General features: G+C 71.2%; 9 protein-coding genes. All 9 read right to left on the bottom strand.

From position 1 onward, the window contains the following. Positions 1–851, bottom strand: an 851-nt coding sequence (locus AB0D74_RS43910) for a WXG100 family type VII secretion target (RefSeq protein ID WP_362599959.1), incomplete at its 3' end; no start/stop codon positions are given. Between the two features lie 222 nt (positions 852–1073). Next, entirely contained in the window at positions 1074–1670 is a 597-nt protein-coding gene (locus tag AB0D74_RS43905) for a hypothetical protein (RefSeq protein ID WP_362599957.1), read from the bottom strand. 44 nt (positions 1671–1714) lie between these two features. After that, on the bottom strand, positions 1715–2005 hold the full coding sequence (locus AB0D74_RS43900) for a WXG100 family type VII secretion target (RefSeq protein WP_362599955.1): 291 nt from the start codon (positions 2003–2005) through the stop codon (positions 1715–1717). Between the two features lie 87 nt (positions 2006–2092). Then, complete coding sequence (locus AB0D74_RS43895; RefSeq protein WP_362599953.1) at positions 2093–2419, bottom strand: WXG100 family type VII secretion target; 327 nt, start codon at positions 2417–2419, stop codon at positions 2093–2095. Between the two features lie 57 nt (positions 2420–2476). Further along, entirely contained in the window at positions 2477–5833 is a 3357-nt protein-coding gene (locus AB0D74_RS43890) for a right-handed parallel beta-helix repeat-containing protein (protein WP_362599951.1), read from the bottom strand. Further along, entirely contained in the window at positions 5830–8703 is a 2874-nt protein-coding gene (locus tag AB0D74_RS43885) for a hypothetical protein (protein WP_362599949.1), read from the bottom strand. The genes AB0D74_RS43890 and AB0D74_RS43885 overlap by 4 nt, the downstream gene beginning before the upstream one ends. 1 nt (position 8704) lies before the next feature. Next, entirely contained in the window at positions 8705–10039 is a 1335-nt protein-coding gene (eccB, locus tag AB0D74_RS43880; RefSeq protein WP_362599947.1) for a type VII secretion protein EccB, read from the bottom strand. A 13-nt stretch (positions 10040–10052) separates the two neighbouring features. After that, complete coding sequence (gene eccD, locus AB0D74_RS43875; RefSeq protein WP_362599945.1) at positions 10053–11459, bottom strand: type VII secretion integral membrane protein EccD; 1407 nt, start codon at positions 11457–11459, stop codon at positions 10053–10055. Between the two features lie 55 nt (positions 11460–11514). Continuing rightward, the gene (gene eccCa, locus AB0D74_RS43870) at positions 11515–15486 is read right to left on the bottom strand and encodes a type VII secretion protein EccCa (RefSeq protein WP_362599943.1); all 3972 of its coding nucleotides are present in this window, start codon (positions 15484–15486) and stop codon (positions 11515–11517) included. Positions 15487–15489: the final 3 nt, after the last annotated feature.

The raw sequence follows: 15489 nt of genomic DNA, 5'->3' as shown, positions 1-15489 counted from the left end.
GCCCCCACACTCTGCCCCTGCTGCTGCCCCGCAACCGACGCCGACCCGTACGCCACACCCGGATCCTGCACCGCCGACGCATACCCAGCGTCCGCAGCCCCCACACTCTGCCCCTGCTGCTGCCCCGCAACCGACGCCGACCCGTACGCCACACCCGGATCCTGCACCGCCGACGCATACCCAGCGTCCGCGGCTCCCTGGCTCTGCCCCTGCTGTGTGGGGTTGGCCGGCTGGTTCGGCAGCTGGACGTTGTCCTGGGTGAGCTTGTAGTGCTGGGCCAGCGTGATGAGCACCTGACGCATGTCGTTGCCCATCATGGTCGGGATCTGCTTGATCTTGCTCACCATGACCCGGCCGTCGTCCATCTGGGCGCTCGGGTCCACTTCCAGGGCCTGGCGCGCGTACCAGTTGTCGATGTCCTGGAGCTTCGCCATCGCCTCCCGCAGGTGCTGCGCGTTGTTCGCCAGTTGCTGCGGAACATTGAGGTCTCCGGTGGAACCGCCGGACAGGGCGTTGGTCATGCCGGTGACGTCCTTGGAGAGCTGCTGCATCGCGCTCGTGAAGGCCTGGGCCGCCGGGCCCTGCCAGGGGCCGTACTGCCCGGCCAGCGCTTCGGTCTGGTCGGAGACGGACTGGCCGACCTCCTGGAGCACCTGCTCCACGTACCAGAACGTGTTGGCGGCGTCCTGCAGCGACTGCGGGTTCGACGGTTGGCTCTGGTCAGGATTGTCGGGGTCCTGGCCGGTGACCGCCTTCATCACCTGCTTCCAGTCCCAGTCACCGTACTCACCGGCGGGGTCGCCGCTGCCGCCGCCGCTGCTACCGCTGCTGTTGCCGCTGTCGGTTGACATGCTGTGCGCGCTCCCGTCGCCCAACGCTTGTAGGGCGCACCGTCCGCCTCACGGACTTTGCGCCGTCGTCACCTGTGCCGAGCCCCACGTGCGGGAGGCGTCTGTCGATCGTCGTGTCGCATGCCTTGCCCTGCGTGTCCGCAGGGCCGGAAGCCGCGGGACCGACCGGACGTGTGGCTCGGTGACGCCTCACCGAGCCACACGCCGAAGTCCCGACGGCGGTCAGTCCTGCTGCTGCCCCGACTGCTGCTGTGAGGAGGAGCTGCCCTGGATCGCTCCCTGGGGCTGAAGGCCCTGCTCCAGTGCCTGGATATCGCCCTGCGCGCCCTGGATGAGCTGTTGCAGGTCGTTGCCGGCCTTCTGGTTCATCTCCTCGATCGTCGAGTACTTGGTCGCCAGCGACCTGATCGAGTTGGCCGTGTCCATCAGGGCCTGTCGCAGCAGGTGCAGCGAGTTGCCGTAGTTCGACTGCAGTCCGTTGTCACCCGTCACCGCCTGCGCCAACGTCTTCGCCTCGTTGAAGGTGCCGGCGGCGATGGGCTGGAGGTTCACGACGCGTGTCCTGGCGCCCCCGAGCGAATCGGTCAGCGCGTCCAGGTTGTCGGCGAACTTCTTGAGCGACGACGTGTCCACGGATGTCTGGCCGTTGGCGCCCTGCGAGGGGATACCGGGAATGGCCGGTATCCTGGGCAGCGAACCCTGGTCGATGTGGCCCGTGCTGCCGTCCGTGTAGGTACCGCCGGAGTACTGCTGCGGCTCCGTCGGCTTGGAGGCGGTCGAGGAAGGCGGCAGGGTCCCGTCAAGCGTGCCGTAGGTCACTGCTCACCACATCCTCACGCGACTTCCGGCCTGCCGTCGCCACGTCACTGGTCCCAGAGACTGACGCCGTACTTCTCACCGTGGGTGTAGAAGCCGTCGATGTGGCCCAGGGCCTGGGTCGCGGCGGCTGCCTGCGCCTGCATGGCCGCCGCCGCGGCGTCCCACTTGGCCTTCGCGCTGTTGTACGCGTCGCGCGCGTCACTCGACCACTGGGCGAGGCTCTGCTTGGAACCGTCGTCCAGGTCGGTGAGCGCCTGGCTGATCTGCTTGGTGATGGAGTCCATCTCGCCTCCGACGAATTCCATCTGTTCCAGGCCCACCTGGTACGTCGTCATCGTGTGCTTCCCTTCATCATCAACGAGGTGTGTTCCGGAGCGGGGCAGGACGGTCGGCGGACGGGGCGGCCAACCATGGCGTCCGGGTCAGAACCCGGGCAGACCGGCGGAGACGACCTGCGTCAGACTCCTGCTCTGGTCCGTGGTGTCGGAGTGGACCTGCTGGTAGACGCCGGTGTGCTGCGCGAGCTTGTCGGTGACGATCTGCAGCTGCTGCCTGACGGTGTTGCAGTTCTCCAGCCAGTCGTTGAGCGCCTGGATGAACTGCTCGGCGGCGTCGCCCTTCCAGCTGCTCTCCAGGGCCATCGCCTGGTCGTGCATGCTGCTGTACACGCGGGAGGTTTCGGTCAGCGCGGTCTCGAAGTGGGGCTGTGCGGCCCGCATGCCCACGACGTCTACTTGCTGATCAAGCATCGCTCGTCCTTCCGGTATCAATGGGGTGCCGCCGTCTCACTCACGGCCGGCGACGATTCAATCTTGGCTCGGTGCCGAGCCGGCGAGGAACAGCGCGTGCGGTTCGTTGCCTTCCGCTACAAGCGCCTGTGCCCGCACGTCCCGTGCTGCGGGGGATCCTGGCCCGGCGGCGGCTCCAGGAGTGTCCCTCAGCCGCAGAACCGGAGACGGTGCCCGCTCGGCGATCCGGTCGGCGAACCGGTGCGCGCCCCAGGCCCCGTCCGCGGGCGGCTGGCCGGCCAGCCGGACGGCCAGAATCCGGTGGGACGTCTCGTCGATGTCGAAGCCGCGTGCGACGAGGCGACGGCAGACCAGGTCGGCGAGTTCCTCCGCGGTGGGACGGGGGAAGCGCAGGTACTCCGCGAAGCAGCGGGCGACATCGTCGCGTTCCCGCAGTGCCTCGCTGAGCCGGGCGTGTGCGCCGCGTAGCACCAGTGCGGTGCGAGGTGCGCGGGAAGCCGCCGCTGCCACGGCTTCCCACACCGCGGAACGCTCCTGGTCCGGCCGTGCGGCGAAGGGCTCGTCGAGCTCCAGCTCGACCACTCCGCCCTCGGCCTCGGCGAACAGCATGGCCGTGTAGGCGGTCGCCTGTTCGGCCCAGCGGGTCGGGATCCGCGAAAGCACGGTCCGGTGCACCACTCCGTTGGCCAGTACCCCGCTCTCCGCCAGGCACTTCGCGTACAGCGTGGACACGGCACGCCGCCCGCTGCCCTGCTCACCGGCCAGAACGACGTTGGTGCCCGGGACAGGGGGGTTGCCGCCGCGGCTCGATGCCACCAGCTCGTTGGTGCGCTTCAACAGCGCGGCGCGGACGTCGCGAAGGCCGCACAGCCCGGCCAGGCGGCGCATGGCCGGGGGCGGTTCCGTCGGTGGCTGCGGGTGCGCGCGCCCGGACGGCCCCGGCCGGGCCTCCGGTACGGTGCCCTCGGCCCGCGGAATGGACCCGATGTCCACCGCCTCAAGGCGGTTGAGTGCGGCGGTGTCGTGCGGCGGGTCGACGGCGAGTCGCGACGCCTGGTTGCTGATCATCGTCTCGAACACCGAGCGGGCGACACGTCCGTTGCCGAACGTCGGCCCCTTGGGGATGTTCTCGAAGTACCGTGTGAGGGCGTTCTCGGCTGATTCGTCGAGGTCGTAGTAGTGCTTGTCGCACAGGCCCCGCACGATGGTGACCAGTTCGGGCACCTCGTAGTTGGGGAATTCAACGGTCCGCGCGAAGCGAGAGGCCATTCCGGGGTTGGACTCCAGGAACTGGTTCATCTGTTCGGAGTATCCGGCGACGATGACGACGATCTCGTCGCGGTGGTCCTCCATCAGCTTCATCAGCGTCTCGACGGCCTCCTGGCCGAAGTCGGGACCGCTGCCTCTCGCCTGGTTGGTGAGGGTGTACGCCTCGTCGATGAACAGCACGCCGCCGAGTGCCTTGTTGAACACCTCGGTGGTCTTGATCGCCGTGCCACCGATGATCTGCGCGACGAGCCCGGACCGGGAGACCTCGACGATGTGCCCCTGGGTGAGGATGCCGAGTTCGGCGAGGACGGCACCGTAGAGCCGGGCCACGGTGGTCTTGCCGGTGCCGGGTGGGCCGGCGAACACCAGATGGCGGCTCATCGGCGGCATGGGCAGGCCGAGTTCCTCGCGCCGCTGCGTCATCTTGTTGAGGTTGATCAGACCGGTGACCTCGCGTTTGACGCTCTCCAGCCCGACAAGGGCGTCGAGTTCGGCGAGCGGCCCGGTGCTGTTGCCGGAAGCGGTGCGCCGCTCGCGGCCCGGGGCCGGAGCGGGATGCGGACCGGCGCCGGACCGGTGCAACGGTGGGATGGTCTGCGCCGGCTCCTCGGCGTCCTCACCGCCGCGCAGCCGGTTGACGCCCGAGCCGCCGTTGTTGGCGAGGTCGCAGCGCTGGACGCCGACCGGCTCTTCCGAGTTGCTGCGGATGCCGTCGCCGGTGTTGTCGGTGATCGTGCAGTCGCTGAGCTCGGCCCGGCCGGACGCCTGTACGTTGACCCCGTGCCCCATCGCGTCGTGCACCCGGCAGCCGGTCGCTGCGAGTGTGCCGCCGCCGAGTACCCGTACTCCGTCTCCGCGGGCTCCGGACAGTTCGCTGTCCCGCAGCGCCACCTCACCGTCGGTGCCGATGAGAACGCCGGCATCGGCGATCGTGGACGACTGCACCTCGGCCCGCGCGCCGCCGGACACGGCGATGCACCAGTCGCCCGCGGTACGCAGCCGCACGCCCTCCAACCGGGCGGTGGCGCCGTCGTTCAGCTCCACGGCGGTGCCCTGGCCCAGATCCAGGTCGCCCGCATCCAGCTCGACACGGGCGGAGCCGGTCACCCGCAGCCCGGCGGAACCGTCGGAGACCGACAGCTCCTCGAAAACGGCGGTGGCGCCGCCGCTCAGCTGTACGGCGGTCCGCGCCGCGCCCTTGACGCGCAGCCCCCGGAACGCGGCCTGGCTGCCGTCCTCGACCACGACGGCCACCGGCACGTCGTTGATCTCACAGTTCTCCAGGCGCGGTTTGGAACCGCCGGTCACCTGCAGTGCGCTGTTGGCGACCGAGGTGATCGTGCAGCTGCGCAGCAGCGGACCGGCTCCGCCGCTGATGTGTACCGACTGCGCGCCCGATCCGCTCAGGGTGCAGTCGGTGAGCGTGGTCAGCCCCGAACTCGTCAGGTATGCGTCGAGACTGGCGGACGCGGTGACGGTCACGGCCGTCAGCTCCGCCCTGGCCTGCTGCTCCACGACGATCGCCGGCTTCTGGCTTCCCGTCACCTTGGTGGTCTCCACGGTGACGCCGCCTTGGCCGTTGACGCAGATGCCGTTCCCGCGGATGCGCTCGAGCGTGCAACCGCGCACCGTGAGGCGTCCGCTCTCGGCGACGACGACGGCGGAGGAGCCCAGATCGGTGACGGTGGTGCGTTCGACGGTGTTGGCGGTGGCTGCGGTGACGACGATCCCGGCACCGCCGGGATTGCTCACCGCGCAGTCACGGACGGCCAGCTGGCCGGACTGCCAGGCGAGAACGGCGGCCCACGCCTTGCGCCCCGTCACGGTGCAGCCGTCAAGCGCCGCCTGGCCACGGCGAACGTCCAGGACCGCCACGTTCTCGTCCGAACCACACAGAGTGAGGCCGGACAGCTGCACCGCTTCGGCGGCCACGGTAACGGTACTGCCCACCGGTGACTCGAGCCGCACGCTTCCGGGGTCTCCGTCAGCGGACAGCGTGACCGCCCGCGTGAGGGTGACGGCTTCCGTGTAGGTACCGGGCGCGATGGCTATCAACGCACCCTCCCCGGCCGCCGCCAGCGCCTGGGACACGGTGCGGTAGGCGCCGGACTGAGTCGCGGAGACCCGCAGGACCTGCCGGTTCACGGCTTCGTCCCTTTCTGTGGCACGGTGCCGGGTGAGGGTGCGGGCCGCGGCGGCCCGCCTGGTCTGCCGATGTTGCGCAGCCCGGGAGCGGCGCACAGCGCGCCCGTGTGTTCCTCGGACAGCGGCTCACCCGCTCGCCCGTCCGGACTTTTCTCTGCCTCCGTCCAGAAACCACGGACCTGTTCGAGCCCGGCCAGCGCGATCTCGTCGAGCGGCACGCGGCCGTCGCCGGTGCGGCCATGCTCGTCGAACTCGGCGGCGGCCAGCTCACGCAGCATGACGACAGGCCGGTCGCCGCCCTCCGTGCGCAGCACCTTGAACCGGGTGCCGGGCGCGAACAGCACCCGGTCCGGCAGGTCCGGCGCCACCAAGGCGGTCCGGCGCGCGGTCAGTGACCACACCAGGACATCGGTGTTGCCCGGCATACCGCGGCGCACGGTCGACACAGCGGCGAGGAAGGAGTTCTCCGTCACCACCTTGCCTTCCTGATACCAGCCGCGCTCCGCCGCGGTGAGCGTGGTGCGCACCATGGTGGCGCCCCGGTACGACGGCAGACGGCGCAGCCCGCTGGCGGCACAGCGGGCCAGCGGAACGTGCGGCCCGGCCGTGCCGGCCCGGATGGCGGCATCGATCGCCCAGGTCGCGCCCGACAGGTACAGACGGATCGCCGCCAGGTCGGTGAGGGCCTCGGCCACGGAACTGCGCGGCCCGCCGTGCAGCCCCGGTGACTCGGACAACACCCGGGAGACGAAGGCCACCGCGGTGTCGTAGCGCTCTCCGAGACTGCGTCGGACCCAGTCCCGTTCACGGTCGACGCCCTTCTCCGGCGGCAGCACGCTCGCGGCGGCTGACGGAGTGGACTGCGCCTGGAGGACCTCCCCCGCCTCCTGTCCGGATGGGTGCGTGGGCGGGGCCGCGGCCGGTTCGGGGACCCGACCGCCGTCGTCCGGGGCCGCGTCCCCCGTATCGTCCGTCGTCTGCGCGGGCGGCTGCGGGCTCGGCGGAAGCGGCCCAGGCATGGGCGACTCCAGGCGAATACGCGGTGCGCCCGGCGACGTGGCCTCGGGGGCGGGTGCCTTCGGCATGGCCGGCTCCGGGTGCGGGGTCGTGGAAGGGGGCGCCGGAGTCGGTACGGGGGCGGCCGACGCCGCCGGGGTCGGCGGGGGCGACACCGGCGCGGCGTTGCCCTGGCCCGTGGCCACGGGCTCGACTTCGGACATCTCCGGGCCGGGCACCGGCCGCTCGGCGTCCGGAACGAGCGCTTCCCTCCTGGGCTGCGGGTCCGAGGGGTCGGGCCGCGGCTCGAGAGACGGCTGCCGCCTCGGTGGGACTGACTCGGGTCCGGCCCCGGCATCGGAATGTGCGGCCGGTGCGGGAGGGTCATCGGCCCAGGTGCCCGCGTCCACCGGGGGCAGCGGGACGGCCTCCCGGCCGCTCGGTGGTTCCTCCTGGACGCGACCGCTCGCCGGCCTGGCAACGGTGGTCGTCGGCCCGCCCTCCGCCAAGGCCGCCGACACGTCGGCCACGTGCAGCGGGTGGCCCTCGCCGGGGAAGCGGCCCGCCTCGCTGGACGGCATGATGCGGCCTCGCCGGCCGAACGACGGGTCGAGGCCGCTCAGCAACTCGTAGGCGATGAACCGCATGCGGTCCGCCGCCATCGGATTGGTCCCGTCGTACAGGACGGCCGGGCACGCCGGGTCGGCGGGCGCGGAACGCACCGCGTGACCGTCGTGGGGCTCGGCCGGGGGGCGCACCCACAGCCCGCTCTGCACGACCTCAAGGACCACATCGGGCGCGTACTGGTAGACGCCCGGCGCGACGGCGGGGACGGCCCCCAACGGGGCACGCGTGTTGAGCGCGACCGGTGCCGGAGCCCGGCCGTCGCTCTTCGAGCGCGGCATGAATCCGAACTCGTCGGCGTACGGGCGCCAGCCGAGCGTTCCGTCGCGCCGGAGGGTACGCACCTGCGGCACCCCGTCTTCGACGCCGGGGACCGGCAGGCCGGCGTAGACGGCGATCCGCTGTCCCAGCAGGTCGGCGAGGGCCTGTCCGAACGAGGCCCCGTCGGGGGCGGCCACCGGGCCGTAGGAGACGAAGCGCACCAGGGGCCGGACCCGGGAGGGCAGGGCGTGCCAGAACGCGGTGATCTCCTCCACCGGCAGGGCAGACGTACCCGGGCTGCCGATCGCCACTGCGAGCAGGTCCGGGTGCACGGCCATCAGGTTCACCAGCCGCTGTCGGTGGGTGGGGGCCGCCGCGTCCTCCCAGGTGCCGCGGATCCACACCCCGCCGGGCAGCGGCTCGACCACGCCACCCGCCCCGGTCGGTTGCGGTCCGTCGGGGACGGAGAACTCCCACTGCGGCTTGGGGAAGCGCCGGGAGTCCGGCATCGACGGCAGATTGGGCCCGTAGCGCAGCCAACCCAGGCCGTGCTGGGCGGGGACGAACAACGCGCCACCCGCCGCGGGGAGCACGGCGCCGTCCGGGGCGAGCACGACGCGCTCCAGCCGGTCGGCAAGCCACTGCGCGGCGTGTTTGACATCCTCCCGGGTGCCACGGCCGGGAACCAGCCGGAAACTGCGGCCTCTCCGGTCCAGTGCGCGCGCGACCGTCTCCCACACCGAGCCCTCCGGGCTCGCGGGCAGGTCGAGAACGACCAGCGTGTGCTGGGGGTCGGCGGCCAGGCGTTGTGCGAAGGTCAGCGCCTGGCTGTCGACGAAGCCGCGAGGATGGACCAGCAGCGCGTGGCCGACGTTCCTGTACTCCAGCGCGGGGCCACCGACGCGCAGGGCCGCGCGGGCCAGCCTCGCGGACAGCCGGTGCCCGAACTCCGTGCGAACGATGCGGTGTTCCCCGGACGGACGTGCCATGTCAGTTTGTCCCCGGGACGGCCTGGGCGGCCTGGTCCCGGCTCAGCCGCGGACCAGAGGTGATCTGATCCAGCGTGGACTGCGGCAGCACCCGGGGGGTGGTGCCGCCGTACCCGAGCGACTCCGCCGCCTGACCGATGAGCTGGTACTTCACCCCCTGATCGGTGATCAGATACGGGTCGGGCGTGCTGGAGTCCGATGTCTTCCTCGGTGGGATGGCCAGCACCGCGTGCTCCGGCGGGACGACGATCGCGGAACCCTTGGTCGCCGCCCTGCCGGTCTCCCGCACCACGGAAGTGCGCACACGGGATCCGTCCACCGACTGCAGCAGACACAGCGCCGCGCCGCCGGTGGTGGCGTCGGTGCCGCCCAACAGGTCGGGAATGCGGTGCAGCAGGGAGTGGTCGGCGGAGGCCTGGACGGCGGCGACGTCCGCGGGACTGACCTGCCGCGGCTGATGCCCGCCCGGCGCCGCGGCGAGCAGGGCCGCTTCGGTGGCGGTGATCGGCGCCATCCCGTCACTTTTGAGGATGTAGTAGTGGATGTCGTCGCCGACGACGGTACGGAACAACTGCCCGGTCTGCGCGTGGCTGCCCGCCACGGTCCGCGATCCGGTACCGGCGCCGGGGATCACGGCATGGGCGATGGCCGTGCCGGTGGACAGGGCGTTCAGCCAGGCCGAAGGAGCTTTGACGGGCTCCTCGGTGTCAAGGCCGAGGGCGATGAGCGCGGTCCGGCCGCCGACGGGGTACTTGATGCCCTGCCACAGTACGTACTCGGTGCCGTCGGGACCGGACACCAGGACGCGGGCGTCGAGCGGCAGCGGCCGGGCGGAGCCCGGGTCGAAGTCCAGCACCTCACCGGATCCGGAGCCGGGGTGCAGGCAGTCCGTCCACGCGCCCGTCAGCAGTGCGGAGGGCTGCGCGATGTCGTCGGGGGCGCCGGGGATGCCGATGGGTGTGCCGCGGGGCACGTCCGCAAGGCCGGCCCGTGAGACGTCCTGCACGCCGGAGGTGCCTCCGAGGGCCAGCAGTGCCGAGGAGTAGTTCACGGTGGGGTGCAGCCGCCCGTTCACGTAGATGTAACGGGTGCCCGTCTCTTTCTCCACGACGAGGGCGCCGGCCTTGGCCCAGGAATCCGTGTCGGCCGGCTTGATCAGTCCGTAGACGACGGCGGCGACGACCAGCAGGGCGGCGACCATGACGCCGAAGGCGGCGCCGAGTCCGGACCGGCGCATCGGAGCCTCACCGGTTCCGGGGTCACCGGAGACCAGTGCCGAGGCCAGTCGGCCGGTGGCGAACTGGTAGGCCTGCAGATGGTCACGTCGGCTTTGCACTGCTGTTGTCTCCTCAGCTGACCAGAACTCGGAAGTACGCGTAGGCGTGCAGCAGTTGCAGCAACAGCGGTAGCAGGGCCAGCGCGGTCAGCAGCTCCAGGATGTCCGCGGTGTGGCCCCACACCGGCAGCAGCCGGGCCGTGGGCAGCCGCCACGCGCCGACCAGCAGCAGCAATGCGGCGACCAGCAGACCGAGCAGCAGCGCGCACCGGGCGGCGGACGAGACCGCTGCCGACCACGACAGCACCACGGTGAGCAGGCCCAGCGCGCCGCCGAAAGCCGCCGGTATGCGCTGCCAGGTCGCCCGCAGGCTTTTCGAGCGCAACAGCAACGCGCCGGAGAAGACCAGAGAGAACAGCCAGGCGATCCAGCCGCGCTCCCCGGCGAGCAGGACGAACACGGGGACGCAGAGCAGCCCGGTGGCGACGCTGACCGCCGTGAGGACGGCATCGGCGGTCACGGCGCGCCGAGTGAGCAGGTGCTCGGGCTGGGAGTCGATGTCCTCCTGGAGTTCGTCGGCGTTGCGCGGCAGTTGGGGGACACGGATGCGGGCGAGCCGCAGCGACGCCCTCGGCGCGAGGTGGCCGAAGAGGAAGAAGACGACCGCCACCGTACTGGCGCTGCGGGCGGCGTCCCAGCCGGACAAGGCGGCCAGCCCTCCTGTGAGGGTCGCCAGGACCGCGGTGAGCAGCGTCGTACCGGTCACCGCCAGCGGAAGCCTGGGGATCGGAAGCACAACGGCGGCTGCCAGCACCGCGGCGCCGCCTCCCAGCACGATGTCCGTGTGCCGGGGGGACAGCAGCCCCGCGGTGCCGTGCACGGCGGTCAGTCCGGCCAGCGCGGCGAACACGCATGCGCCGATCCCGGTGATCAACCCCGTCGCGCGGTCGGCGGGGCGCCGCTGGTCCAGGGCGCAGCCGGCGCCCAGGACAACGGTGCTGACGCCGTACAGGACGGGCACCAACGGTCCCTGCCCGACCCGGGGAACGGCCACGGCGAGGGCCGCCAGCACGAGGCAGGCGAGGGCCAGGAAGAGCCTGCGGGTCAGCTCGGGACGCCAGCGGTCCAGTCGCGAGCCGACGGCGTGCGCGACGCCCTCGGAGACGTCGTCGAACTCCAGCTCCGGTATCGGGTCGTCGGCGGGCCGGAGATACAGCACGTCGCCGTGGTACAGGCCCGCGCTCTGCGGCGTGGCGTCCAGGCCCAGCGGTGCCTCGCCGAGACGTTGCAGTACCCAGGTACCGACCGGGCGGGCCGGATCGGTGGGGATGTGACGCATCAGCACCGGCAGCAGGGCGGAGACACGGGTGGTGACGGGTATGGCCAGATCGGCGCGGCCGGCCGGTCCGGCGATGGTCAGCCGGCACACCTCGGTGCTCACCGCCCCGGGGGTGGGGGGAGCGGGTACTGCGGTTGTCATAGTGCTCCTGGAGAGAGTGGAGTGCGGCGCCGGGGGCAGGTGTCCGGTGCGGCCGTCACGATCCGGCGAATCCCACCTGCATCAGCCGTACACCGCGCCGGGTGACGAGTTGAGCGCGGCCGGGTGGCAGGGTTCGCGGTCTGGCCTCACCGATGAACTTGCCTTCCTCCTTGGGATAGGAGTGCAGCAACGCCGGGCTGCCCAGCTCCCAGATGCGGCGCAGGACCGGGTCCATCATGGCGCGAGTGGCACCGGAGGTGGAGCGGGAGATCACCATGTGCAGACCGATGTTCACCGAGTGGGCCAGCATCGGTACCAGGGCGTTGAGCGGGGAGCCGGAGCCGGGGCCGGTGGCGTACAGGTCGTAGTCGTCGACCAGGACGAAAAGTCTCGGCCCTGTCCACCAGTCGCGCCGCGGCAGGCGCTCCGGGGCGATGTCGGGACCGGGAACGCGTTTGCCGAGCGACACCGCGGCATTGCCTGCGAGCTTGCCGAGCGCCTCACCGTCCACGGCGAACCCGACGCGGTACTCCTCCGGCACGTCACCCAGCAGGTCCCGGCGGGTGTCGGCGAGGAGGATGCGGGCCTGCTCGGGCGGGTAGCGGCGGGTGATGGCGTCGATCGCCAGGCGCAGCACGTTGGTCTTGCCGGTCTCGCTGTCCCCGAACACCATCAGGTGCGGGGTGGTGTTGAAGTCGTGCCACACCGGGGCGAGCCGCTGCTCGTCCCAGCCGGTGCAGAACCGCAGGTCGCCGTCGGGTGCCGGCAGCTTGTCCAACGGCAGCTTGGCGGGCAGCAGGCGTACCCCGGGGGCCGGGCGCCCGGTCCAGAAGGAGTCGATCTCGGCGACGGCGGCCTTGGTCGCGGCGGTGAGGTTGTCGGTCCCCGACGAGCTGTCCAGCCTTGGCAGGGCGCACAGGAAGTGGTTGTGCGACTTGGTGAGGCCGCGGCCCGGCTGGTGGGGCACGCTCGCGGCGAGCTTGGAGCCGATCTCGGACTCCACGGCGTCACCGAGCCGCAGTTCGAACTTGGTGCCGAACAAATCACGGGTCCTGGGCCGGATCTCCGACCAGCGCACCGCGGACGCGACCACATGCAGCCCGAAGGAAAGACCGCGGGCGGCCAGATCGGTGATGCGTGTCTCGAGTTCCTCGAAGTCCTGCTTGAGGGTCGACCAGTTGTCGACGACGAGGAAGACGTCGCCGTACGGGTCGTCGATCTCACCGCGGTCGCGCAGCTCGCGGTAGGCGGTCATGGACTCGAGGCCGAACGTGGTGAAGCGCTGTTCACGGGCCTCCAGCAACTGGGTGAGCTCCTCGATGGTCCGCTGTACGCGGTCGCGTTCCATGCGGGTGGCGATGGAGCCGACGTGGGGCAGTCCCGCGGTGGACTGCAGACCTCCGCCGCCGAAGTCAAGGCAGTAGAACTGGACCTCCGCGGGGGTGTGGGTGAGGGCGAGGGCGAGCATCAGGGTGCGCAGCATGGCGGACTTGCCGGTCTGCGGCGCCCCGGCGATCGCCATGTGGCCGTCGGCGCCCGACAGGTCCGCGACCAGCAGCTCCCGGAGCTGTTCGAAGGGCCGGTCGACCATGCCGAGCGGCACCCGCAGTCCACCGAGCGCGGGGTAGTCGTTCGCGCTCATGCCACGCTGCGGGTCCGGGACGATGCCGGGCAGCAGCTGGTCGAGGCTGGGCGAGGTGTCCAGGGGCGGCAGCCATACCTGGCGGGCCGGCGGACCGGCCCCTTCCAGCCGGTTGACCAGGGCTTCGAGCAGGCTTTCCTCGTCGTCCGAGGCGGGTTCGGCGGGCCGCGGCTCCGGCTGCTGCGCGAGGGGTTCCTCGGCGGCCTCCAGGGCGTCGCGCGACTGGGGGACGCGCTGCTCCATGGTGAAAGCGACCACCTCGTCGGCGCCCGGCACCAGCTCTGCGGGGGAAGCGGCGGTGGCGGTCACCGGGCAGGGGCCCGAGACGTAGGCGGCCTTGAAGCGAGCCAGGTTGGTGGTGTCGACCTTCAGATAGCCGTTGCCGGGCGCCGAGGGAAGCTCGTAGGCACTGCCCACGCCGATGACGCTGCGGGACTCCATGGAAGAGAACGTGCGCAGCGCGATCCGGTACGACAGGTGACCCTCGACGCGGTGGATACGGCCTTCGTCCAGGCGCTGGGAGGCGAGCAGCAGGTGCACGCCGAGGGAGCGGCCCAGGCGTCCGATACTGACGAACAGCTCCACGAACTCGGGCTTGTTGGCGAGCAGTTCGGAGAACTCGTCGACCACGATCACCAGCGAGGGCAGCGGGGTGAGCGCGGCACCGCCGAGTCTGGCCTTCTCGTACTCGAACAACGACGAGTAGCCGCTTTCCCGCAGGAGTTCCTGACGGCGCATCATCTCGCCGTTCAACGAGTCGCGCATCCGGTCGACCAGGTGCAGTTCGTCGGCGAGGTTGGTGATCACCGCTGAGGTGTGCGGCAGGCGGTCCATGTTCAGGAACGTCGCACCGCCCTTGAAGTCCACCAGCACGAAGTTCAGCACGTCCGACGAGTGGGTCGCCGCCAGACCGACGACCAGGGTGCGCACCAGCTCGCTCTTCCCGGAGCCGGTCGCACCGATCAGCAGCCCGTGCGGACCCATGCCGGCCTGAGCGGACTCCTTGAGGTCGAGCTCCAGGACCTCGTTGTCCTCGGTGATGCCTATGGGCACCCGCAGCCGGGTGCTCTGGAGGGTACGAGTCCGCCACAGGGCAGCCACATCGAAGGAGCGCGGATCGCGGATGCCCAGCAGGGCGCTGAGATCGAAGTCGGTCTCCAGTGGCTCTTCGACGAAGTCGACACCGCCGCTGGTACGCATCGGGGCCAGAACACGCGCCAGGGCCTCGGCCTCCGAGAGAGTGAGCGCGTCCGCCTCCGCGGTCACCGTGGTCTCACCCGCCGGGTACTCCACCTCGCCGTCCCGCACGTTCAGCCGCAAGACCTGTGGTCCGCCCGTCATCGAGCCGGTGGCGTCGAGCAACACCACGTTGCGAAGACCCGCGCCGAGCAGCCGGGAGGTCTCCGGGATGTGCACCCGGTACGCCACCACCACCACGAACGGCTCCCCCGCCCGCGGTGTGGCCTCGGGCTCGTGGTCGGGGCGGTCGGTCAGCTCGGGGCCGAGCAGCCCCAGCAGCGCGTCGTGGTCGTCGGCCGCGAGCCGCAGCGGGCCTGCGGCGTCCTCCTCGTAGGGGTGGGCGTTGTGCGGGAGCCACTTCAGCCAGTCCCACTCGCTACGGCCCGCCACGTCGGTGAGCAGTGCGATGCGCAGTTCGTCCGGCGAGTGCAGCACCGCCAGCTGGGCGATCATGGCACGCAGCAGGCCGAGCGCCGCTGCCCCGTCGCCGGCGAACTCCACGCTGGTGAACCGGCGCAGCGGGACCGGCAGCGGAAGGTGTCCGACCGACTGGTACCCCTTGGTGAACCGGCGCAGCGAGATCGCGGACAGCGGCTCGAGGTCCTCCACCGGCTTGGTCTCCGGCGGTACGAGCACCAGATCGGCGCGGCGCGTGCCCAGGCCGATACGCACCGCAGCGAAGTCGTCGTGGCTGGCCCTGCGCTCCCACAGCCGCGGCCCCGACGCGAGCGCCCACAGGTCCTGCGGACGCGGGTTGTCCCAGTACGCCGCGGCCCGCTGGTCGGCCGCGGCCTGCCGGACCTGCTTGCGCACCTGGGCGAGGTAGCGCAGGTAGTCGCGGCGTTCGACACGCATCTTGCGTTTGCGCTCGGCGCCGCGTCGGCCGATCTGGCTGAGCCCCATGCTCATCATGGCGACGCCCATCATCCCCGACATCATGTACGTGGACGGCGAACGGGCACCGACGGTGAACATCATGACCATGGCGCCCACGCCCAGCGCCATCGGCAGGTACATCAGCGCCGAACTGAAATCCGCGGTCGCGGGCTCACCGAGGACCGGCGGCTCGGCCAGCTCGATCCGGCCTGCCGAAGCGGCCTCCGGGCCTGCCACGCGAGGTGAGCGTTTCACGACCACAGTACTCATCGG

Source organism: Streptomyces sp. NPDC048278, from assembly GCF_040652195.1.
In the GTDB taxonomy this organism is placed as follows: Bacteria; Actinomycetota; Actinomycetes; order Streptomycetales; family Streptomycetaceae; genus Streptomyces.
Note: the sequence above shows the minus strand (reverse complement) of the source record. Positions and strands in the feature narration are given on the sequence as shown.